Raw genomic sequence first — 22,352 nt, forward strand, 5'->3', positions numbered from 1 at the left:
ATTTAAATCTCAGTATTCGTTTAAATTCATAGGCGCGGTTTCTCCGTAGCCATCTGGCCGCCGGCTGGAGTGGCGACGCAAGCTATACAATCCCCGTAATCTCGGGGACGAAGGCGGTGATCTTGCTGACCGATGGAGCGTCCGGCGCCATGGAGCCGCGTGCCAGACGCGCTGCGACTTCGCCGATCATATGGCGCGGCGATCTGGATGTGGCGATCCTCACTGGAAGCGCGGCAGCCAGTTCCAGTCCGTTGAAGCCTGCCATCAGAACGTCGTTGGTGCGAGAAGCCTCCATGCCGGCGAATGCGCCTCCGGCTGCCATGTCGTCATTGGAGTAATAGATGCAGTCGAGGCTCGGCTCGGCACTCAGCAACTGGTGCGTCAGATATTTGCCGAGGCCGACGGAGGAAAGGGTGTCGCCTAGCCTTTGCCCGATGAAGGCGAGACGGTTCTCATGCAGGACGCGCTCGAAGCCGGCCTTGCGTTTTCCGGCGCGCAGGTCCCGGTCCAGTGCACTGCCGATGTAGCCGAAACGCTTCCGGCCGGCCGCAATCAGTGCGCTTGCCATCTCCTCGCCAGCCTTGCCGTGCGAGAGCCCGACATTGAAATCGATCGGCGTGCCATCGAGGTCCATGATTTGAATGACGGGAATAGCCGCGTTCTTCAACATCCTCACGGTCTCATCCGGCTGGTCCAGACCCGTGACGATGATGGCAGAAGGCCGCCAGGACAGCATGTCTCGGATAACGTTGCGCTCCTTGGTCGCATCGTAATCGGAAATGCCGAACACGGCCTGCATGCCCGACCCTTCCAGGCCGGTCGAGATGCCGGCGAGGACTTCGGGAAAGACGATGTTGGACATGCTTGGAACCACGACGGCGACAAGGTCGGTTCGCTGCGACGAGAGCGACAGAGCCAGGCGATTGCCGAGATAATTCAGCCGCTCAGCCGCTTGCAGCACCTTGTCCCGCGTTTTTATCGAGACGTCGGGCGCGCCGCGCAGGGCTCGCGATGCGGTCATCTTGCTGACGCCGGCTGCCGCAGCGACCTCTTCCAGAGTGGATTTGTGCGTATGCAAGGGATCTCCCGATAGCAGGGCTTCTGAGCGCCAGTATTCATAAGCTTGTTGAGGTTGAAGTGGAACTGGCAGCGCTTGACATCTGTGGCGATTCTAGCGCTTGGTATCGATACCGGTATCGGTAACACAAGATCAATCGACGGATTGGTATTATGAAGACAACTTCACAGGATGTCGGCAAGGCTGCAGTCATCGGCCTCGGCTCGATGGGATGGGGTGCTGCCCTGTCCCTCTTGCGGGCCGGATTTGTCGTCAACGGATGCGATGTCCGCCAGGATGTTCTTCAGCGCTTTTCACAGGCCGGCGGCAAATCGTGTAAAACGCCGTCCGAAGCCGCCGGTACAGCCGACACGGTTTTCGTGTTTGTCGTCAACAGCAGCCAGACCGAGGACGTGTTGTTCGGGCCTGGCGGCGCGCTGGAGACGGCTCGTGCCGGTACCGTCTTCCTGCTTTGCGCAACCATGGCACCGAGCGCAACGGTCGCGATTGCCGATCGGCTCGAGATCGCCGGCATGCTTGTCGTCGACGCGCCGGTTTCCGGCGGTCACGCCAAGGCACTTTCCGGAGAGATGGTCGTCATGGGTTCTGGTTCGCCGGAAGCTTTTGCGCGTGCCAAACAGGCGCTCGATGCGGTCTCCGGCAAGGTCTTCCGGCTTGGGGACAGGCCTGGTCCCGGCTCGCAGGTGAAGATGATCAACCAGCTCCTTGCCGGAGTGCATATCGCCGTGACCGCCGAGGCGATGACGTTTGCAGCCAAGACCGGGATCGACCTGAAGACGCTCTACGAGGTGCTGCGGGTTTCGGCCGGCTCCTCCTGGATGTTCGAGAACCGGGGCGAGCATATCGTCTCGGGTGACTATGCACCGCGCTCAGCGGTCGATATCTTCGTCAAGGATCTCGGTATCGTCACCTCTGAAGCAGATCGGGCAGGTGCCTTCACGCCGCTCGCAGTGACCGCGCTCGATCTCTTCCGGCAAGCGTCCGACGCTGGTCTCGGCCTCGAAGATGATGCTGCGGTGGCAAAGATCCTCGCTGAAAAGAGCGGTGTCGTCCTGCCGGGCATGACGGTTCTGGGCTGATGGCGGTACTGGCGCAAAATGCGCATGAGACTTGGGTTCGATTGCTGCCACCCGCAGATCATGCGAGGTAAGTTGACCTGCAGGTTGCAGTTTTGTTTGGTTTCGTCTGGCCGCTAACGTTCCGGAGTATCGGTCCGAGGCAGTGGAAATTTGAAGGAGCAGATGGCGTTGCGCCTGGCGTGACGTGCGCGGGATCAGACTGGGGAGAACGGATTCGGATCAAACATCGAGATCGTCTTGAAAAAATGACGCCGGCAGCTCTGGGAGGTAAGCCAATATGCATGTGATGATTTTGGGTGCGGCAGGCATGATCGGCCGCAAGCTGGTCGAAAGAATTGCCCGCGAACCCGGTGTGCTTGGCGCCGCGATCAGCCGACTGACGCTGGTCGATGCAGTTCCGCCGCCGGTTCCCGAGGCTCTTCGGTCCGTGTCGAGCACCCTGACGATCGACCTCGCCCAGACAGGTGTCGCCGACAAGCTGGTCGAGACCCGGCCCGGTCTGATTTTTCATCTGGCGGCGATCGTTTCCGGTGAGGCGGAGGCCGATTTCGATAAAGGCTATGCCGTCAATCTCGATGGTGTGCGCGCACTGTTCGAGGCGATCCGCCATCAGGGCCTGAAGTCCGCCTATGTACCGCGCGTGGTCTTCGCCTCCTCGATCGCCGTGTTCGGCACGCCTTTCCCTGATGTCATTCCCGACGAGTTCTTCTCCACGCCGCTCACGAGCTACGGCACCCAAAAGGCAATTGCCGAGCTGCTGCTTGCCGACTATTCGCGCCGTGGCATTTTCGATGGCATCGGCATTCGCCTGCCGACGATCTGCGTGCGGCCGGGTGCACCGAACAAGGCGGCCTCCGGCTTCTTCTCCAATATTCTGCGTGAGCCGCTCGCCGGCAAGCCAGCTGTGTTGCCGGTCAGCGATAGCGTCCGGCACTGGTTCGCGAGCCCACGAGCGGCAGTCGGTTTCTTCGTTCACGCGGCGAGCATTGACACGGCAAAGGTGGGGTCGCGGCGCAACCTGACCATGCCGGGTCTCTCGGCCCTGGTTTCGGAAGAGATCGAAGCGCTGCGCCGGATTGCGGGCGACAAGGCCGTTACGCTGATCAAGCGCGAGACCGATCCGGTGATCGAGCGCATCGTCGCCGGCTGGCCGACGCAGTTCGATGCGAAGAGAGCGTCCGCGCTCGGCTTCAAGGCGGAGGCGAGTTTTGACGAGATCCTGCAGGTGCATATCGAGGATGAACTCGGCGGGAGGATTGCATGAGTGAAGGTACCGGCACGCAGTCGAAGATTGCCCTGGTGACCGGTGGCGGCACGGGCATTGGCCGCGCGATCGCCAAGGGGCTCGGGGCTGCCGGCTACAGGGTCGTCATCTCGGGACGGCGTGCCGAGATTCTCGAAAAAGCCGCCGTCGAACTCGGCAGCGAGACAGGTGCGGAAGTTACCGCAATCCGGGCCGATGTCGGCGATCCGGTTTCGGTCAGAGCACTGTTCGATGCGATCGAAAATCAGCATGGCCGCCTCGATCTGTTGGTCAATAATGCCGGTGTCTCGGTGCCGGGCATGCCGCTGGAGGATGTGTCTTTCGAAGACTGGAGCGCCATCGTCTCGGCCAACCTGACAGGCGCCTTTCTCTGCACGCAGCAGGCGTTCAGGCTGATGAAGAGCCAGACGCCACGCGGCGGCCGCATCATCAATAACGGCTCGGTTTCGGCAACGACACCCCGTCCCAATTCCGCGCCCTATACGGCGACCAAACACGCCATCACCGGCCTGACGAAATCGACCGCGCTTGATGGGCGCGAATTCGACATCGCGTGCGGCCAGATCGATATCGGCAATGCGGCAAGCGACATGACGAAAAGAATCTCCACCGGCGTTCTTCAGGCCAATGGGACGACTGCCGCAGAGGCGACCATCGACCCTGCCCATATCGCCGATGCGGTCGTCTATATGGCGGGCCTGCCGCTCAGCGCCAATGTGCTGACGATGACTGTGATGGCGACCAAGATGCCCTTTGTCGGGCGTGGATGACCGGCGGTGCTCCGGCGGAAAAGTCGTGAAAATACGCATACATAGCGTGTAATGCTCGATATTCGTCCTTCGTGGACTATTACGTCTCGTCGATGACAGGCGCCGTCAAGGAATGAAAAAGGGCAGAAGCCGCCCCTTTCCGCGCCTATCGGTTATTCCTCTTGCGCCATTGCGCAAACTTTTCGCGCGGTGCTTCGCTGGTCGCCGGATAGAGCCCGATGATGGTCGCGCCGCCGAGCACCTCCTCGGTAACGAAATCCTCGTAGGCCGTCATCTCGACGGCCTCGTCGGCGATCTCCTCGGCAAGATGCAGGGGGATGACCACGACGCCCTCATTGTCGCCGACCACGATGTCGCCGGGGAAGACAGGAACATCGCCGCAACCGATCGGGACATTGATCTCGATCGCCTGATGCAGGGTCAGGTTGGTCGGTGCCGATGGCCGGTGGTGATAGGCAGGAATATCGAGATCGGCGATTTCGGGGCTGTCGCGGAAACCACCGTCGGTAACGACGCCGGCAACACCGCGCACCTGCAGGCGCGAGACGAGGATCGAGCCGGCGGAGGCAGCACGCGCATCCCGCCGGCTATCCATGATCAATACGGCGCCCGGCGGGCAGCGCTCGACGGCGGCGCGCTGGGGATGTTCCGGATTGCGGAAGACATCAAGCGTGTTCAGGTCTTCGCGCGCCGGGATATAGCGCAGCGTGAAAGCCTGACCGACCATGTTGGTCTTCTTCGGTGAGAGCGGGCGCACGTCCTGGATGAACTGGTTGCGCAGGCCGCGTTTGAAAAGAGCGGTACAAAGGGTCGCAGTCGAAACGCCCTTCAGCTTCTCTCGCGTCTGCTGGCTCAAGGTGGTGGTCATATCTTGTCCTCCTGAAATCAATAGATATCCGGCTCGTCGGGGGTGGCCCCAAAGCCGGTTTCCAGAAAATCGAAATCGCAGCCAGTATCGGCCTGGGCGATGTGGCGGGCAAACATCCAGCCATAGCCGCGGCCGAACTTTTCCGCCGGCTTGACCCAGGCTGCACGGCGGCGCGCCAGTTCCCCATCGTCGACAAGCATGTCGATACGGCGGGCTTCGAGATCGAGGCGAACGATATCGCCGGTTTTCAACAAAGCGAGTGGGCCGCCGACATGCGATTCCGGTGAAATATGCAATATGCATGCGCCGTAGCTCGTGCCGCTCATGCGTGCATCAGAGAGGCGCAGCATGTCGCGATAGCCCTTCTTCAGCAGCGCCTTCGGCATTGGCAGCATTCCCCATTCCGGCATGCCGGGGCCGCCCTGCGGGCCGGCGCCCCGCAGAACCATGACGTGATCCGGGGTGACGTCGAGGGTTTCGTCGTCGACAGCCTTCTTCATATCCGGATAGCTGTCGAAGACGAGGGCGGGGCCTTGATGCCTGTGGAAGCGCGGATCGCAGGCCGCGGGTTTGATCACGGCGCCGGTCGGTGCAAGATTGCCCTTCAGCACCGCGAGCGAGCCTTCATGATAGAGCGGATTGTCGAGAGAGCGGATGACATCGTCATTGTAACATCTGGCACCCTCAAGCGTTTCGCCGAGTGTTACGCCGGTGACCGTCATCGTCGAGAGATCGAGCTTGGAGGAGAGCTTTGCCATTAGCGCTCTCAGGCCGCCGGCATAATAAAAATCCTCCATCAGAAAGGTCTTGCCGGTCGGGCGGATATTGGCGAGCACAGGCGTTGTACGGCCCGCACGGTCGAGATCGTCAAGCGTCAGCGGTATGCCTGCACGGCGTGCCATCGCGACCAGATGCACGATGGCATTGGTGGAACAGCCTGTCGCCATGGCGACTGTCACGGCATTGTCGACTGCCGCCTGTGTAACGATCTTCGCGGGCACGAGGTCTTCCCAGACCATCTCGACGATGCGCCGGCCGACCGCCGACGACATGCGGATATGGTTGGAATCGGCTGCCGGAATGGAACTCGCGCCCGGCAGCGTCAGCCCGAGCGCTTCGGCGATTGCCGTCATCGTGCTCGCCGTGCCCATGGTCATGCAGTGGCCGTAGGAGCGGGCGATGCCGGCCTCCACCTCGACCCATTCGGTTTCGGAAATCGTGCCGGCACGGCGCTCGTCCCAGAATTTCCACGCATCCGAACCGGAGCCCAGATATTCACCGCGATAATTGCCGCGCAGCATCGGGCCAGCCGGCAGGTAGATCATCGGCAGGCCCATGCTGAGCGCACCCATGACAAGACCGGGCGTGGTCTTGTCGCAGCCGCCCATCAGCACGGCGCCATCGACCGGATGTGAACGCAGCAGTTCTTCCGCCTCCATGGCGAGCAAGTTGCGATAGAGCATGGTCGTCGGCTTGACGTAGCTTTCCGACAGCGACAGCGCCGGCAGTTCGAGCGGGAAGCCGCCGGCCTGGAAGATGCCGCGCTTCACATCCTCGACGCGATGCTTGAAATGCGCATGGCAGGGGTTGGCATCTGACCAGGTGTTGAGGATGGCGATGACGGGCTTGCCCGCCCATTCCTCCGGCGCGTAGCCCATCTGCATGGTGCGCGAACGGTGGCCTGAACTTCTGAGGTCGTCGGGCGCGAACCATCTGGCGCTGCGCAGCTTGGAAGGTGTCTTTCTGGCCTTCATCGTTTTGAAGTCCTGTCTCGAACTGAAGAAAATGCCGTCCCGCTTCTGGCGAAACGGCTTTGCATTGGCTTGACTAAAGCACTAATGTATCAGTGCATCAAGCCGCAAAATATGTTTAAACGGTCGGCAGTGCTTCGACAGGATGGATGGCCAGGCGTGAAAGTTAATCGGACGCATTTTGCCCTTGACCGAACGCGCCAGGTCGCGCCGCAAATTCTTGAAATCCTTCGTTCCCGCATTCTCTCCATGGATCTGACGCCGACAACGGTTCTGTCCCGCATCGCGCTGCAGAGCGAGTTCAATGTCAGCCAGACGCCGGTGCGCGACGCCCTGATACGGCTTGAAGAGGAGGGACTGGTCGAGGTCTATCCCCAATATGCGACTGTTGTCGCCAAGATCGATATCGACCACGCCACCCAGGCGCATTTCCTCAGGCTGTCGATCGAACTCGAGGCGGTCCGCCGGCTGACGCTCGAAAGCCCGGCCGAGACGGCGCAGGTATTGGAGCGGGTGCTTGGGCAACAGGAGGCGGTGGCCTCGCCGGATCAGTTTGACGAGTTCGATTCACTCGACAGGGATTTCCATCGCACGCTCTTTGAGCGCAGCGGCATTCTGGGCCTCTGGGCAACGGTGCGGCGTCTGAGCGTCCATCTCGACAGGCTGCGCCGCCTCAACCTGCCGATGCCCGGCAAGTTGGAGACGGTGCTTGCCGATCACCGTGCGATCGTTGAAGCGGTTCGCTCCGGCGAGCCTGAAAGGGCGGTCGCGGCTATGCGCAAGCACTTGTCCGGTACGCTATCGATCATCGATCTCATCTGCGAACAATATCCCGATTTCGTCCAGCGCTAAGGGCAGCCTCAGACAAGCAGGCAGCGCAGGAGATGGCCGGAGGCGTCGCTCTGATCCGGATCGGCGATGCGTCGCGTGGTGACGAAGACTGCGCGCGGCATTGTCCGGTTCATCACGAGCTTGGTCGGATGGGTTACCGGTAGCTCCACCGGCTCAAGCGGTTCACCCGATGGCCCAAAGCGCAGCAACTGCGAGCCGCCGACACCGGCAATCCAGTAGACGCCGTCCTCATCGACGAATGCGCCATCGGGCCGTCCAGTAAAGGCATGCGTGGTCGCAAAGACCCGCCGGTTGGACGGCGTGCCGGTGGCAAGATCATAGTCGCAGGCCCAGATGGCCTGAACCGAAGGATGGGAATCGGAAAAATACATTCTCTGCCGTATCGGATCGAAGGCCAGGCCATTCGGCGTCCAGAAATCTTCGAAGACCCGGCGGTGGCTRAAATCGGGCTCGATGCAGAAGATCGCTCCGGCCGGCGCTGCCATCTCCCGCTGCATCGTGCCGGCCCAGAGCCGGCCGGCCGGATCGAGCGTACCATCGTTGAAGCGGACATCCGCGCGGCTTTCCGGCGCRCAGACGCGCGTGAACAGGCCTGTCCGCCGATCAAAGAGGAAAATGCCGGTCGCAAGGCCTGCGAGCAACGTTCCATCTGTCCGCAGCGCAATGCAGCCGACTGCTTCGGGTGCGTCCCATGTCGAGGTCTTGCCGGTTGTCGAATCGGTGCGAAGCAGCCTGCGGCCATCGGTATCAACCCACCAGATGCAATTTTCAGTCTCCGACCAGATCGGGCTCTCGCCGAGATGCGCCCAGTGGTCGGAGAAGACTTCGAATGTGATCGTCATTTCGCCCCAGGCTTGCCTCGCCGTGTCCGCACCAAAAGAAGGGAATTCTGGATCAAAAAAAATCGTAATTCTAGCTAAGCTTATTGGAATTCCAGAATCGTATTCTCAAACGCCGACTGCGTAGGACCAATAACTTAGGTAGGTGCCCGCGACCTGCGTTTCCAGTTTCAGCCCTGCGATGACATCCAAACTAATTGAGATTTTATCCAAACGAACGGGATTTTGGCGTGGGCGGCGGACAAGGATCCTCTGGGCCTCAGGGATGAGGTTTGCGCGGCAGCTTTTTACGCGACGGGTGGTAGCGGCTGTCAGGACTGCGGGTGTGGGATCCGCCACGATGAATGGTTGTGTTTTCCCCATCCATGTTCTCGGTAACCAGAAGATCGGTCACCATCAGTCCTTCAAGCGACGACATAATCTTGTCGTCGCTTGTCGCACCAGCAATTCGTCTCAGACTGCCATGTTCGAAGCTGCCGACATCACCTCCCGCGGGGCGGGGCCGCCGAACATATGGCGGCCACCATCCTCGACTTCGGTGAAACACCAACGCACGACGCCATCTCGATCGAGCAGAAATTCGCCGACAAGTTGGCCGTGGCCGGTGGCGATCATCTGCGTGTCGTCCTCGGTGAATTCATAGCCATCCGCCTTGTCGAGATATTCCACCGCCTCCATCACGCCCATGGGCGCCGGAAGCTCGCCCGGCATGTCGATCTGCATCGAGGACACAGTGCTCATGCTGACTTTGTGCGGCCAGTCGTTCTCGTTTTCCGTGAACTGAAGGTTCGGCAGGCCGAAGGCCTTGTGCGATACCCGTTCCGGATCGGAAGCCGCCAGCAGATTGGGAAGCGGGTGGTAGCGGAAATAGAGGCGGGCGCGATCGATCGGCGTGTTGACGACGGTCAGGCTATCGATGCCTTTCTCCTGTAAGGCATCGGTGAGTTCGGCCATAGCGGCGATCTGCCGGCGACAGAAGGGGCAATGCAGTCCGCGGAACAACCCGACGAGCACCGGCTTCTGGCCGCGAAAATCGTCAATGGCGATCTTGCCCTGGCGGGTGATCGCATCCAGCACCACGTTCGGCGCGCGATCTCCTGGCTGCAATGGTTTTGCTACGTGGTTCTCCTGCATCTTTCATTCCTCCCTTTATGCGTTGGATACGATTCTCCTCATCGATCTCCTGCAGTCGTTGCAACGGGGACAGTCAGTCGAGGAACGGCAATACGACGAGCGTGGCTGGATCGAGGTTGTGGCGGATGCATACATCCTGTGCCAGCGTGAAATACCGTTCCGCCTCGTCTATGTCGTCATGCTCGAGGCTGAGTGTCGCCAGACCATCATAGCACGGAAAGAGCAATTGCGGCTCGTCAATTTCCTTCGCAACCTCAAGGGCTTCCTCGTAATACTTACGAGCTAGCTTCGGCTGCCCATGGCACTGATGAATCTGGGCGAGCACAATCAGCGGCACGGAGAGATGATCGCGCTGATCGAGCGCCCGGTCGATTTCGACGGCCTTTTCCGCCGCCGGCACGCCTTCGGCGGCGCAGCGATCGGTGAAAGTGCAGCAGGAGACTGCGAGATTGGCGAGAAGGCGCGCCTGGAAGCCGAGATCGCCGATACGGGTCGCCACCTCCAGTCCGCGCCGGCAGATCCTGATGGCGTTGCCCGGATCGACGATGGTGTAGAGGACACCGAGATTGGAATAGGCGCGACAGGCGGCACTTTGCAGATCGGCCTTTTCGGCGACGGAAAGACTGTGTTCCACTTCCTGCACGGCATCGCGCCGCCGCCCGAGCCGCGCAAGTGCGGCACCCTTGGTGTTCAGCGCCTCCGCCATCGCGCGCGCTGCCTCCCGTCCGGCCTCAGTCGTTCCGTCGATCGGTAGCGTTTGCAGGCGTTGTAGGGCTTGCGTGGCCCACTCGGCGGCAGCGGCCTGATCCCCCATGCGGAAGGCCAGATGACCGCGCTCCTGTAGAAGATGCGCATGTTCGACCGGCGCATCGATCGCCGCGATCAGTGCTTCAGCCTCGGCGCAATGTGTCTCCGCTTGATCGCGGCGCCCGGCATCGAGATGCAGGCGGCCGATCTTTCGCAGTATCCTCGCTGCGGCGATAGGGTCGTCCTTGGAGCGATGGATCGCAAGCGCGCATTGGTAATGGTTCAAGGCAGCGTCGCGCAGACCGGCCGGGCCGCAGAGATCGGCAAGGCGCTCCAGGAGTGCCGGTTGCTCCGGCGTCACCTCCGCTTCGTTTGCGAAGGCAGCAAGCGCCTGGCGGTAAAGGCGCATCGCATCGTCATTGGCGTAGGTCTTGCGCGCCAGATCGCCCGCCGCCATCAGATAGGCTGCTCCCTTGGCTCTTTCGGTGGTTAGGCTGAAGTGGTGGCCGAGCAGCGCCAGATGCTCGGGCCGGTCGGGAGAGGCGCCATATTGGCGTTCCAGAAACTGGCCGATCCGTCGATGAAGCTCCATGCGTCTTTGCAGCAGGAGATTATGGTAGATGACGTCATGCATCAGCGTCTGGCTGAATCGATAGCCCGGCGATACAGCGGCATCGGGGCCGCGCAGTTCCTCGATGATATTGGCGTCGCAGAGGTAATCCAATGCAGCATCGATGCCGGCCGGATCGGTGGCGACGGTGCGCAGGAGCGCGGTATCGAACTTCGGTCCCACCACCGCCGCCTCTTGCGCCGACCGCCTTATCTCCTGCGGCAGACGATCGACGCGGGCAAGCAGCAGCGCTTGCAGATTGACCGGGATATCGACATCCGTGTCTTCGGCCGCAACATGCCAGTGCTGACCGTCATGATGCAACGTGCCCATGTCGATCAGTCCCCGAAGGATTTCCTCGATGAAAAGCGGATTTCCGCTGGCCCGCTCAAGGATGCGCTTTCGCATCGAGACCGGCAGCTTTCCGTGAGCCTCGCCGAAAAACGCGGCAAGCAGCTTCTGCCCGTCGGCTGCCATGAGCGGACCAAGGCGTTGCACGGTGACGCTGACACGATCGGAATTCAGCGGGTCGGTCTGCGATGTCGGCCGGTAGATCGCAAGCAGCATCAGCCGGCTGCGCTCCAGCCGGTCCATCATGAAGCGAAGCACTTCCAGCGAGGCGGCGTCCGCCCAATGCAGATCCTCGATAACGAGCAGCAGCGGACCCTGTCCCAGCCGCCGCTCGAAGACGGTGCGGACCGCATAGAAGATCTGCCGCCGCAACTGCTCCGGCTCGATATGCCGCAACGCGCCGTCGGGGTCACCGAGGCCGAGGACATGCAGGAAGAGCGGCAAAAGCCCCTCGACTTCCTCCTGCGTGAAATCCAACGCGCGAAACCCCGTCGACAGCAGTTGCCGCGTCCTGTCGGGATCATCCCGCTCGCCGACGCTGTAGGCGCTCCGCACCACGGCGGCAAGCGTACCATAGGATTGTTCGCCGAGGGGAGAGCAAGTGGCTTTGCGAATGGCGAGGCCCGGGAAACGGCCGGCATTGCCGGCGATTGTCACGAATTCATTCGCCAGGCGTGATTTGCCGATGCCCGCTTCGCTGATCAAGCGAACAAGCTGTGCCGTGCCGCCGCAGGCAAGATCGAGGCATGTCAGCAACCGCGACAGTTCCGCGTCCCGTCCGATCATCGGCGCTTGCAGGCCGAAACTTTCGAGCCCCCGCGCGGTATGCGGCGCTTCCAGGAGCCCTGTCAGTCGATGGACATGGACGTTACCACTTTTGCCCCGAAGTGTCTGCGCGCCGAGACTATCGAAGGCAAAGGCATGACGGGTGAGGCGATAGGTCAGCGGCCCGACGAGGATGTCGTTTTCGCCGGCCATGGACTGCAGGCGCTGTGCCGTATTCACCGTGTCGCCGGTGACAGAATAGGACTTTGCGCCAACCGCACCGAAACCGCCGGTGACGACAGGTCCGCTATTGATGCCGATATGCAGCCGCAGCGGTACGCGGGCGCGTGAACGCCAGCGCGTGCCGACCTCGGTGGCCCGATCGATCATGTCGAGCGCCGCGTTAAGCGCTCGGATCGGATCGTCCTCATGCGCCACAGGCGCGCCGAACAACGCCAGCAGCGCATCGCCGACGAACTTGTCGACGAAGCCTCCATAAGTTTCAACCGCCCGGGTCATCTCTTCGAACAATTCGTTCTGCAGCGCCCGCATGACTTCGGGGTCGATCTGCTCGCTCAGAGTGGTGAAGCCGCAGAGATCGGCAAAGAGCACGGTCACCGGCCGCCGATCGGCATCGCTGTCTGATTTTTCCGGTACCGCCACCTCGGTACTTGACTTCAGGACGGGCTGCATTTTGCTGGCAAGCGACGCGCCGCAACGGGGGCAGAAGGCGAAATCGGGCTGACATGAGTAGCCGCAGCCAGCACACAAGAGCGGCTGCTTTGCGCCGCATCGCGGACAGAAAGCAAAACCGCTTTGAATGTCGAAACCGCAGCCGGCGCATTCCATCGCACGCGTCTCACGAAGAGCCCACTTTGTTCGGCTGATCAGCCGCTACTGGCGGGCTTCAAAAGCGAAGACAAGCATGAACCTGCTGCCACTTGCCTGCAAGCACTAAACAAGTGGTCGGATTGACGTGTCAACGTTGAATATCAGGCTGCGAACGGGATCTGAAGCGCACGTCAAACGGCGTCGCCTCGCCCTGACAGAAACTGCCGAAATCGTTCGGATTTCGGCTGCGTGAAAAGCTCGGCAGGCGCGCCGGCTTCTTCGATGACACCCTCGTGAAGAAACTTTATTGGAAACGTCGCGCGTAAACGCCATCTCGTGCGTCACGATCAGCATACTGCGGCCATCGGGACCGTCGACCACCGTCACCATTTCAGATTTCGCAATAAAATCGAAACTATTGGCGCAATTGTGAGCGCCCCACGCTTGCGGCACTATCAGCCCGTCAGACGAACTCAGTGTCGCCTGATGCCTCAACGAAGAAGCCGCAGGCAGCCGAAAATGACCCAGACCTTTTCTTCCATGACACGCAGGAGCGCACTCCTTTCCGCCGGTGCCGCCGTCGCAGCCATGGCGATTTCACCGCCTCTCAAAGTGTCGACAAGCTTGCGCTTGCGGGCAGGCCTCAGAGCTTTTTTGACAGCACGTCCTGAAGCATGGCTTTGTCCAGCGACAGGTCGGCCACCATCCGCTTGAGCTTGGCATTCTCCTCCTCGAGCTGCCGCAGACGCTTCATCTCCGAGGGCATCAGCCCTGCGTATTTTTTGCGCCAGTTGTAGAAGGTCGCGTCCGAAATTCCTGCCTTGCGGCAGACTTCACCGATCGGCGTTCCGTCCTCTGCCTACTTCAAAACGAACGCGATCTGCGCTTCTGAAAACTTCGAGGCCTTCATCGAATTCTCCTCTTCTTCCGAACGGGGATCATAAGTGGAAAATCCCAGGTCTGAATGGCCCAATTTGACGGGGGCACGTCATGCTACGCAAAGAGGTTCTAAAGCGCTAATGCATCAGTATATCAATACGACATGCGTCGGTAGGCGGTCACTTGCCGAACCCGGGGTGAACTGAAGAAGGTGAGGCAGTGCTGGCTGGTTGGCAGGTGTGAGGATCGCGACTTGTGGCGAGCGCGGCCCGAAGGCGGAACGCGAAGTCCTAGGGCAGTTGGCCCCGCTTCCCTGCGGACCGCTATCCTGAAGCTCCTGCGGCTGCCCTTGTCACGACCTCGTGTGACGCGAATTCCCGCTTTCCCGCGCGCTTTGCGTGGTGCTATGCTGAAGCCCCGATGGGCTTCACTGCCTCCCGACCGATCGTGCCGGATGGTTTTTCGCGGCTTTGCAAACCATGCCGTTTACCATTTGGTTGCCAAAAAACCATAATTACCCGCCTAGATCGCACATCGATAACAGGCACTAAGAATTGGATCGAAGCTGAATGCGCATACCATACCTTTTTCTTGCTGCATTTCTTGCAGTCGCGCAGTCCGCCTATGCTGAAGTCGCATCACCTCCTGTTTTGGCGCCGCTAAAGCAACAGGCGCAAGCCGCGCAGTTGAGTGCACAACTTCTCACGCGATACAGTTACAGGCCCATTGCACTCGACGATGCCTTGTCGGCCAGAATTATGGATCAGTTTATCAAGTCACTGGATCCGGACCATGTGCTCTTCCTGCAAGCCGACATCGACAGGTTCATGTCTGACCGCAGCGAGATCGACGACGCCATCGAACAGAAGGATTTGAAGATCCCGTTTGCGATCTTCAACGCGTATGAACAGCGTATTGTCGATCGCATGAACTACGCGCGCAATTTGCTTAAGCAGGACTTCGATTTCAGTGTGCAGGAAAATTATTCCGTACTGCGCGACAAAGAGCCCTGGCCGCAGTCGGAAGCCGAGAGCAATGAGCTTTGGCGCAAGCGCGTCAAAAGCGATTGGTTGCCGTTGAAACTCGCCGGCAAAACCGACACCGCTATTCGCGAAACGCTCGACAAACGCTACGCAAACGCTCTCGAGCGCGCCTACCAGTACAAAAGTGACGACGTTTTCCAGTTGTTCATGGACGCCTATGCGACGTCGATCGACCCGCACACCGACTATTTTGGCGCGAGCGCTTCGGCCGACTTCAATATCTCGATGAAGCTTTCACTGTTTGGTATCGGTGCGGTACTGCAGGAGCGCGACGACTACACGACGATCCGGGAACTCGTGCCTGGCGGTCCGGCCCAGCTGTCCGGCAAGCTCTCGGTCGGAGACCGCATTACCGGCGTCGGTCAAGGAAAGGACGGTGCGATAAAAGAAGTTGTAGGCACGCGCCTTGATGAAGTCGTGCAATTGATACGCGGGAAAAAAGGCTCCGTCGTGCGCTTGGACATCCTGCCGGCGGATGCCGGCGCAGATGGCACGCACCGCGTTGTCAGCCTTGTGCGCGATAAAATCAGTCTCGATAAGCAGGCCGCCAGGAAGACCGTGCTGTCCGTGAACGTGGGCGACGTCACGCGCAAAATCGGGGTGATTACTCTGCCGACATTCTACGAGGATTTTGAGGCCCGGCACAAAGGCGACAAGGACTATAAAAGTGCAAGCCGCGATGTCGCCAAGCTTCTTGACGAACTGAAGCAAGAAAAGGTCGATAGCGTTCTCATTGACGTGCGCAACAATGGCGGCGGTTCATTGGACGAGGCGATTGATCTGACCGGTCTGTTCATCGGCAATGGCCCGGTGGTTCAGCAACGCGGCAGCGACGGCAAGGTCGAGGTCAGAAGCGCTGAGTTTGCAGCGCCTGTCTGGACAGGCCCGATGGGTGTTCTGATCAATCGCGGGTCGGCATCGGCTTCAGAGATTTTTGCTGCGGCAATTCAAGATTACGGTCGAGGCGTGATCATCGGCGAACCCAGTTTCGGGAAGGGGACGGTTCAGACCGTCGTCGATCTTGACCAGATGGTTCGCAACAGCAAACCCGAATTCGGGGAGCTGAAAGTGACGATTGCCCAGTTTTTCCGGGTTAACGGCGGTACGACGCAGCTGCGCGGTGTGACGCCTGATATCAGTTTGCCTGGACTTTCCGATCCGACGAGCTTCGGCGAGACCAGTTATGACAATGCCCTGCCGTGGGCGCAGATCAAGCCCGCAAACTACACGCCCGCCGACACGGTCACGAAGTTGCTGCCCACATTGCAAAGCCGCCACGATACGCGGGTTGGGAGCGATCCGGACTTCCAAGGTCTTGTGAAGGACATTGCCGACCTGAAGGCGCAGCGCGAGAAGGGAATTATCTCTCTCAATGAAGCCGAACGCCGCAAAGAAGCGACTGCTCGAGAAAATCGACGGAAGTCTCGAGCCGAGTTAGGCGATGGCGAAGGTCCCGGTGGAGATGATGGCCTGGAGTCAAACGAGCGCAGCCTGAGTGCTGATATTGCCATTGAAAATGCACGCAAGAAAGCAAAAGACGTCTTGCTGAACGAGGCAGCGGCCATTCTTGCCGACGAGGCGGATTTGCAGAAGGGCGTGTTGCGGGCAGCTACGAAACAATCTGGGGACACGAACGGGAAATAGTCATACCCGATAACGGTGGCGGTCGATCACCGGCATGAACTATAGCAGATGATCGAGATTCCGGCCGGCGAAAGGAGTGATTACCGCCAGTCGCGATCGCGATCCGAGCGCTCGTAGCGCCTGTATTCGCGCCAGCCGCGATGGGGACGATCCCAACCGTAGCTGCGATCCCAACCGTAGTAGCGTCGCGGCGGCGGTGCCCACCGATTGGGTCGGCAAAAACCGCGCGGGCTCAGGTGATAACCGCGGCCACATGCAAAATCGACGGTTATGATGTTCGAGGCTGCTGGCGCCGTCATGCTGCCGACAGGTGCGGCATTGGCGGCTCCAGCCGTTATTCCGGCTGCGAGAAGGGCTATAGTGACGAGCAGTTTTCGCATCTTCTTTTCTCCGATTGTCGGAGGGATTTAGCGCCTGTCCTGGTGAACCGAGGCTGAAAACGCCGTTCACCTGAGGGACAGCTTCAGCTGCTAGTCGCGCTCCCAGCGATCACGTCGGTCATCGCCGCGTCGATCGTTGTTGCCGGAGTTGGATGTTTGCAAATGCTCCAGCACCTGCAGAACTGCGTCGGCGCAATCCTTCGTGGAGTCCCCGTCGGCGCACCTGAGGTCGATCCTGGTCTGGCCGTTCTCGATGTGGAACCGGGCGCCGCGCTCCCTCGGCTGCGACCGCCAATCAGCGTCCGCGCGCTCTTCGTTCTTGCGTGAAGAATTCGTCGGAAGTGGCGGATTCTCCCTACTGGATTCTGGCGATGGGGGTGGAAGCGGCGATGGTTCAGCTGGGGCCTGCGCAAAGGCGCAAGTGGAGATCAATCCAAAGATCGCCGCCGATAGTCCTATGATTTTCTTCATGACGTTACCTCGCTTTTGTGCGGAGGTAACGAAGGGTCGAGACGATAGTTCCTATCGTGAAGCTTTGACCGGTACGCGACAATGCAGACGACTATATCGTTCAGTCCGATCTTGCCCGGCACGAACAGATCGCATGCTGCAAGCACTGTCGCACCTGTCGGCTCGCAGAAAGATCTTGCCTTGCGGATTGGATCTCACACAAGAGATTGCATACTTCCTTTGTGTCTGATCAACAAGTCAATGAAGGCCTTGCAGCCGATTTCGCCGCTCATTCAACAATTCATGTTGGACCAGGTCTCTCGCTTCGTTCGAAAGACCATTCGGCCCGGATAGTCCGAGCTCGGTTAACCTCGCTTCGATCGCCTTGGGAATGCTATCAGCTTCGTGCTGGCAGAGCCGCACAAGCCACTTCCATTCGTCGCTTGTCATGTCCCTTCGCGCGACCATCAACTGCCTCCCAGCCAAGGACAACCGTAATTTTGAGAATACCATAATTCTCGTCGAAAGGCAGCAATGTCAGCCGCCTCACAATCGAGCCTTCCGAACTCGTCCGATCGCTTGCCTTCCACGCTGACACTGGCCAGAGCCATTGGGTCACCGATCATGACGACATTGTCTTGGGGTCCCGATTTCATGAGCCGGAACCCTTGGCCAGCAATCTCGGAAAGAGTGTGTTAGTCCGCTAAATCGGGTTGCAGAGAATGGGAGGAGTGGGGCGGCTGCAACCTATCCTTGACTCTGATAGCCTGCTATCCGACAGTGCTGCCTGTTAAATCCATGGGGATTCGATGGGCCTCACGAAAGGCTTCACGATTGTCGGCAGGGCTGCGATAGCCGCCCTCGTGTCAATGTTCCTTGCGCTCTCGCTTGTCTTGGGCTTCTGGCTGCATTCGAGCTACATGTCCGCCGTTACGCGTGGGGAAGATCAGGTCACAGCCACGGCCAAGATCGTTGCAGCCAACGCGATCTGGATCAACTCCCTGGCGCGCCAGACCCTTCACCGCATGGACGATGCCTTCGGAACGGCAGAGGACTTGTCAGACGGAGAGCGCATTCGAAGGTTCAACGCCGCGACGGCCGAATTGCCGACCACGGCAACCGCCTATGTGGTCGCCGCGGACGGGACCTTGCTTTATTCGACCGACCGGGAAAGCAGCCCCGCCGACATCGTCGACCAGACCTTTTTCCGCCGCCTGGCCAATGGCGCTGAGGACCATACGTCGGCGATGACGGTCATGCGCAACACAGATCGCCACGTCTTCCTCTCGGCTGCGCGCATCGAGCGGAACGACAAGTTCGAAGCCGTCGCGATCCTGGCGTTTGATGTCGGGATGCTGCGATCGATCTGGGACGCTGCGTCGCTCGGGCCAAGCTCGACGGTGAGCTTCCTGAGGCGCGATGGAAAGCTGATCGCCAGATATCCCGAGCCGAAAGAAGCTGTCGATCTCGGCAACTACGTCCTGTTTACCGACTATATGCGTAAGGCAACATCGGGCTCTTATGTGTCTGTCTCCCCCGTCGACCAGGTCGAAAGGTTGGTGGCATACCGCATCGTCGAGCGCACACCCTTCGTCGCCATCGCATCGGCCGACACCGCGGCAATCCTCAAGCCCTTCTGGACCGATGTTTCGATTGCTGCGCTGATCGTTCTTCTGGCCCTTTGCGCGGCCGTGGTCGGCGGATTGAAGATCTTGAGGCTGGCGCATGCGGACGCGCGCCACACCGCCGAACTTGCCGAGGCGCTTCGAACCAATCAGGTGCTGATGCGGGAAATTCATCACCGGGTGAAAAATAATCTGCAGACCGTGATGGCGCTCATCCGGCTGCAGGGCTTGCGGCCTGAAACCGTCCGGAGGGTGAACGAGCGGATCGTCGCCATGTCGGCGGTGCACGAACAAATGTATGGCTTCGATCAGTTCAGTAGCGTCACTGCACGGCAGTTCGTCCCAAACCTGGTTCGCACGCTGGTCGGGCTGCATGATCGCGAAATCAAGCTGACCTTCGAGATCGACGACATTAGGATCGATGCGGATAAGGCCACGCCATTTGCATTGCTGCTCAACGAACTTCTGACAAACAGCATGAAATACGCCTTTGTCGGCCGGGCCGACGGACATATCCGCATCAAACTGCTTCAGCGTCCCGATGGCAAGGTCCTGCTTGAAGTGGCGGACGACGGCGTCGGATATGAGCCGGTTGCAACAGAAACCGGCATGGGAAGCAGATTGATCAAATCCTTCGTCGGCCAGATGGATGGGACCTACGATACCGAGCGGGCGCAAGGTACCGTCTTTACCGCTCTATTGTCGATTACCGCACGGTAGCTGAGTGCCGGACATTTGGAGCGGCGGACAACGTGTGCGGCGTTCTGACGCCACACGTCCATGGACCTCAGATCTACGGTGATCTGCTGGCGATCTGGAAGACTTAGACAAATGACGTGCGTGATTCGCATCGACAGCCGGCTGGCGACGCGGTCTGACGGGTTGAAGCATACCCATTCGGAAGCCGAGTTATGATACCAGCTCTGCTGTCACCGCGTATCTTTAGGGGGAAAGTTCGGTCTCTTCGCAGCTTGGCATTGCAAGTTTCGTGCCCTGGATTATTTGATAGGGCTCGAAGAACACATCCGGAGTGTCTGTTGAACAAAACCCGGCCAGCACTCCTTCTCATTACGGCGTCGCTCATTCCGGTCATCATACTGGCGGCGCTGATGGGAAGGTTCTTCATCAAGGAGCAGCAAGCCGCTCTCGACGATGACATTCGCGGCCGGGCAGCAACGCTGGCCGCCACTCTTCAACGTGAACTCAAGAGCCAGATCCAGTTGCTCTCGATCGTCGCCGACTCTCCCCGCCTCGACCCACCGATTCCCCGCGCGGCTTTTGCCGAGACTGCGCGGCGTCTGCGCGATCGGGTGCCTGAATGGGAGCAGATCCGGATTTCGAACGAGAAGGGCGAGGTGGTTCTGTCGTTTCCACCGCTCGATCCGTCGGCCGATACGCGCGTTGTGGACATGGAAAGCCACGACGCCCTGGTTCGCACAGGTGTCGCCCTGGTCGGCAATATCGCCATCGGGTCGAAAGGCGAGGCGGCCTTTGCGTTGCGCGCTCCGATCCAGAGAAGCGATCGTTTGAGAGCCGTCCTGTCGGTGGTGATCCGTCCAACGATCGTGACCAAGCTGCTTTATGCCAATGGACTTCCAGGATCCTGGTCGGCCTGGATCGTCGATGGACAGGACCGTCTGGTGGCATCGACCGGCGCTCCCGCGCTTGCCGGTAATCCGGCCAGCGAATTCGCAACCTTTTCAGGCCAGGACATCGGCGCGGCCACCCTCAAGGACGGGATGGAGCTTCGGGTCGCCGAAGTTGCGCTCGCCGACACGCCCTGGCGGGTAAGGGTTGGTCTACCGGTCTCCGACTATGAGCGGCTAGCGCGCAGGGCCACCATGCTGCTCGTGACGGCGAGCTGTTTCACGCTCCTGCTGTCCGGCTCGGCTGTATTTCTCTTCTATAGGGAGGTGCGCGCCAGAAACCGGGAATGGGAGAGCATGGCCAACTGGCAGCGGATGGATGCGCTTGGAAAGCTGACGGGGCAGGCGGCCCACGATTTCAACAATCTCCTGATGGTTTTCCAGTCCGGGGTGGAGGGCATCAAGAGGCGACGAAATGACGAACAGCGCGTGACGCAGCTTCTGGCGCATATGAGCGATGGCGTGGCCCGGGGAAAGGCGATCACGCAACGGCTGCTGTCGTTTTCAAGGCGCTCCAACCAGGGCGCCTCCCAGGTCGAGCTGGACGTCAGGCTTGCCGAATCGTCTCCGCTGCTGCGCCAAGCCGTCAACGACGCGATCCTGATGGAAATCAGGGTGCCGGAAGATACCTGGCCGGTTCACGTCGATCCTGCGGGGCTTGAAATTGCCCTGATCAACATCCTGACGAATGCGCGCGAAGCCATGACGGGAGGTGGAAAGGTGACCATTTCCGCCCGCAATGTGCTCGACGCCGCCACGGAGGATTCCGGGCTGGAGGGGCCGTTCGTCGCGCTGACGATTTCCGACACCGGGACAGGTGTTGCCCCGGAAAATCTCGCACGGGTGTTCGAGCCGTTCTTTTCTACCAAGAAGGATGGTGGCTCGGGCCTTGGTCTGACGCAGGTCCACAGTTTCGCCACCGGCAGCGGCGGTGCAGTCAAGGTCGCAAGTCTGGCCGGCCACGGCAGCGCCTTTACCTTGCTTCTGCCGCGCTCAAACGAGCCGCGGGCGGTGCGTGCGGATACAGCTCCTTCGGTGAGCCTTCCCCGTACGATCATGATCGTCGACGATACACCGGCATCGCTGGAATCCGTGCGACTGGCGCTTGACGGCATCGTGCCGACGATCTTCGTAGCTGCAGGTGGACCCGAGGCGATCGAGATCCTGAACCGCCATCCTGAAATCGAGGCGATCGTCAGCGACATCATGATGCCGGGCATGTCGGGCATCGAACTTGCCGAGGAGATCCGCCGCAGAAATGCGTCTCTACCCGTCGTGCTGATGACCGGCTATAGCGACAGGCTGGAGGCTGGTACCGAAGTCGGACGTCCGGTCGTCCCGAAACCCTTCAAGGTCGAGGATCTAGCCGCCTGCCTCGAGAAGGCGAGGACCTCGGCGATCCAATCGGCAAACGTCGTGCGTCTGGAAATTCCGACGAAAGGCTGATCAGCTTCGACGTCTGTGTGAGACGCATTTTTCGTGTGGTTGCGACTGTTGCGGGCGGCTTCGCAGCGAGCAATGGTCTGCGACTTCGAGAAAGACGAGATCGCCGTATTCCTCCGGAAGCTAACCAACTGATTTAAAGAGCCCTTCGCCTGCCCACGAGAACCATGGCTCGTCGAATGGCTGGCGACGCGCGCAGTCGAAACCGAAGCGGCGCATTTCCACGGGGCGGCTTAGTCGGCCTCCCAAATCGAATCGTCGGCAGCTGATAACGGCTCTTGACAGGCAATCCCTTGTCATGGA

General features: G+C 60.1%; 15 protein-coding genes and 2 pseudogenes. 7 read left to right on the forward strand and 10 right to left on the reverse strand.

The window, feature by feature from the left end; all coding sequences use genetic code 11:
• Positions 1 to 82: 82 nt before the first annotated feature.
• A complete protein-coding gene (locus AC1DM5_RS22250; protein WP_477822318.1) occupies positions 83 to 1,078 on the reverse strand; it encodes a LacI family DNA-binding transcriptional regulator in 996 nt (331 codons plus the stop codon).
• Positions 1,079 to 1,230: 152 nt separating this feature from the next.
• Here AC1DM5_RS22250 and ltnD point away from each other — a divergent pair, with 152 nt between their 5' ends.
• The 3 genes from ltnD (at position 1,231) to AC1DM5_RS22265 (ending at position 4,191) form a co-directional block, all read left to right on the forward strand.
• Positions 1,231 to 2,157, forward strand: coding sequence for an L-threonate dehydrogenase (gene ltnD, locus AC1DM5_RS22255; RefSeq protein WP_477822319.1), 927 nt, complete (start codon positions 1,231 to 1,233; stop codon positions 2,155 to 2,157).
• A 277-nt stretch (positions 2,158 to 2,434) separates the two neighbouring features.
• Positions 2,435 to 3,421: a D-erythronate dehydrogenase gene (denD, locus tag AC1DM5_RS22260; protein WP_477822320.1), complete on the forward strand. Its 987-nt coding sequence runs from the start codon at positions 2,435 to 2,437 to the stop codon at positions 3,419 to 3,421.
• Complete coding sequence (locus AC1DM5_RS22265; protein WP_477975648.1) at positions 3,418 to 4,191, forward strand: SDR family oxidoreductase; 774 nt, start codon at positions 3,418 to 3,420, stop codon at positions 4,189 to 4,191. Before denD ends, AC1DM5_RS22265 begins: the two co-directional genes overlap by 4 nt.
• Positions 4,192 to 4,336: 145 nt before the next feature.
• Here the strand turns inward: AC1DM5_RS22265 and AC1DM5_RS22270 are convergent, their stop codons facing one another.
• Together AC1DM5_RS22270 and araD are read right to left on the reverse strand one after the other, a co-directional pair.
• Positions 4,337 to 5,059: a ribonuclease activity regulator RraA gene (locus tag AC1DM5_RS22270; protein WP_477822322.1), complete on the reverse strand. Its 723-nt coding sequence runs from the start codon at positions 5,057 to 5,059 to the stop codon at positions 4,337 to 4,339.
• Between the two features lie 17 nt (positions 5,060 to 5,076).
• Positions 5,077 to 6,813 (reverse strand): L-arabinonate dehydratase, encoded by a 1,737-nt coding sequence (gene araD / locus AC1DM5_RS22275; RefSeq protein WP_477822323.1) that lies wholly within the window; start codon positions 6,811 to 6,813, stop codon positions 5,077 to 5,079.
• A 156-nt stretch (positions 6,814 to 6,969) separates the two neighbouring features.
• Between araD and AC1DM5_RS22280 the strand changes: the two genes are divergently transcribed.
• On the forward strand, positions 6,970 to 7,662 hold the full coding sequence (locus AC1DM5_RS22280) for a GntR family transcriptional regulator (RefSeq protein WP_477975650.1): 693 nt from the start codon (positions 6,970 to 6,972) through the stop codon (positions 7,660 to 7,662).
• Positions 7,663 to 7,670: 8 nt separating this feature from the next.
• Here the strand turns inward: AC1DM5_RS22280 and AC1DM5_RS22285 are convergent, their stop codons facing one another.
• From AC1DM5_RS22285 to AC1DM5_RS22310, 6 genes and pseudogenes are all read right to left on the reverse strand, one after another.
• Positions 7,671 to 8,504, reverse strand: coding sequence for an SMP-30/gluconolactonase/LRE family protein (locus AC1DM5_RS22285; RefSeq protein ID WP_477975652.1), 834 nt, complete (start codon positions 8,502 to 8,504; stop codon positions 7,671 to 7,673).
• A 256-nt stretch (positions 8,505 to 8,760) separates the two neighbouring features.
• Complete coding sequence (locus AC1DM5_RS22290; RefSeq protein ID WP_162748179.1) at positions 8,761 to 8,919, reverse strand: hypothetical protein; 159 nt, start codon at positions 8,917 to 8,919, stop codon at positions 8,761 to 8,763.
• 35 nt (positions 8,920 to 8,954) lie between these two features.
• A complete protein-coding gene (locus AC1DM5_RS22295) occupies positions 8,955 to 9,635 on the reverse strand; it encodes a peroxiredoxin-like family protein (protein WP_007822094.1) in 681 nt (226 codons plus the stop codon).
• A gap of 73 nt (positions 9,636 to 9,708) precedes the next feature.
• The gene (locus AC1DM5_RS22300) at positions 9,709 to 12,957 is read right to left on the reverse strand and encodes an adenylate/guanylate cyclase domain-containing protein (RefSeq protein ID WP_477822326.1); all 3,249 of its coding nucleotides are present in this window, start codon (positions 12,955 to 12,957) and stop codon (positions 9,709 to 9,711) included.
• A gap of 173 nt (positions 12,958 to 13,130) precedes the next feature.
• A pseudogene (locus AC1DM5_RS22305) lies at positions 13,131 to 13,305 on the reverse strand (histidine/lysine/arginine/ornithine ABC transporter ATP-binding protein); the annotation flags it as partial.
• A gap of 242 nt (positions 13,306 to 13,547) precedes the next feature.
• Positions 13,548 to 13,849, reverse strand: a pseudogene (locus AC1DM5_RS22310) (transposase); the annotation flags it as partial.
• Between the two features lie 538 nt (positions 13,850 to 14,387).
• Here AC1DM5_RS22310 and AC1DM5_RS22315 point away from each other — a divergent pair.
• Complete coding sequence (locus tag AC1DM5_RS22315; RefSeq protein ID WP_477822327.1) at positions 14,388 to 16,505, forward strand: carboxy terminal-processing peptidase; 2,118 nt, start codon at positions 14,388 to 14,390, stop codon at positions 16,503 to 16,505.
• 80 nt (positions 16,506 to 16,585) lie between these two features.
• On the opposite strand, the gene AC1DM5_RS22320 is transcribed toward AC1DM5_RS22315, so the two are convergent.
• The gene (locus AC1DM5_RS22320; RefSeq protein WP_477822328.1) at positions 16,586 to 16,885 is read right to left on the reverse strand and encodes a GCG_CRPN prefix-to-repeats domain-containing protein; all 300 of its coding nucleotides are present in this window, start codon (positions 16,883 to 16,885) and stop codon (positions 16,586 to 16,588) included.
• A gap of 1,259 nt (positions 16,886 to 18,144) precedes the next feature.
• Between AC1DM5_RS22320 and AC1DM5_RS22325 the strand changes: the two genes are divergently transcribed.
• Complete coding sequence (locus AC1DM5_RS22325; protein ID WP_477822329.1) at positions 18,145 to 19,680, forward strand: sensor histidine kinase; 1,536 nt, start codon at positions 18,145 to 18,147, stop codon at positions 19,678 to 19,680.
• 317 nt (positions 19,681 to 19,997) lie between these two features.
• Positions 19,998 to 22,052 carry an ATP-binding protein gene (locus AC1DM5_RS22330; RefSeq protein WP_477822330.1) on the forward strand — a complete coding sequence of 685 codons (2,055 nt, stop codon included), beginning with the start codon at positions 19,998 to 20,000 and terminating at the stop codon, positions 22,050 to 22,052.
• Positions 22,053 to 22,352: the final 300 nt, after the last annotated feature.

Source organism: Rhizobium sp. 01T437 (assembly GCF_056398505.1).

Excerpts from the sequence above, each read along its gene's own strand:
- ltnD (WP_477822319.1), top strand. The coding sequence starts at position 1,231 with ATGAAGACAACTTCACAGGATGTCGGCAAGGCTGCAGTCATCGGCCTC.
- denD (WP_477822320.1), top strand. The coding sequence starts at position 2,435 with ATGCATGTGATGATTTTGGGTGCGGCAGGCATGATCGGCCGCAAGCTG.
- AC1DM5_RS22265 (WP_477975648.1), top strand. The coding sequence starts at position 3,418 with ATGAGTGAAGGTACCGGCACGCAGTCGAAGATTGCCCTGGTGACCGGT.
- AC1DM5_RS22270 (WP_477822322.1), bottom strand. The coding sequence starts at position 5,059 with ATGACCACCACCTTGAGCCAGCAGACGCGAGAGAAGCTGAAGGGCGTT.
- araD (WP_477822323.1), bottom strand. The coding sequence starts at position 6,813 with ATGAAGGCCAGAAAGACACCTTCCAAGCTGCGCAGCGCCAGATGGTTC.
- AC1DM5_RS22290 (WP_162748179.1), bottom strand. The coding sequence starts at position 8,919 with ATGTCGTCGCTTGAAGGACTGATGGTGACCGATCTTCTGGTTACCGAG.
- AC1DM5_RS22295 (WP_007822094.1), bottom strand. The coding sequence starts at position 9,635 with ATGCAGGAGAACCACGTAGCAAAACCATTGCAGCCAGGAGATCGCGCG.
- AC1DM5_RS22300 (WP_477822326.1), bottom strand. The coding sequence starts at position 12,957 with ATGGAATGCGCCGGCTGCGGTTTCGACATTCAAAGCGGTTTTGCTTTC.
- AC1DM5_RS22315 (WP_477822327.1), top strand. The coding sequence starts at position 14,388 with ATGCGCATACCATACCTTTTTCTTGCTGCATTTCTTGCAGTCGCGCAG.
- AC1DM5_RS22320 (WP_477822328.1), bottom strand. The coding sequence starts at position 16,885 with ATGCGAAAACTGCTCGTCACTATAGCCCTTCTCGCAGCCGGAATAACG.
- AC1DM5_RS22325 (WP_477822329.1), top strand. The coding sequence starts at position 18,145 with ATGGGCCTCACGAAAGGCTTCACGATTGTCGGCAGGGCTGCGATAGCC.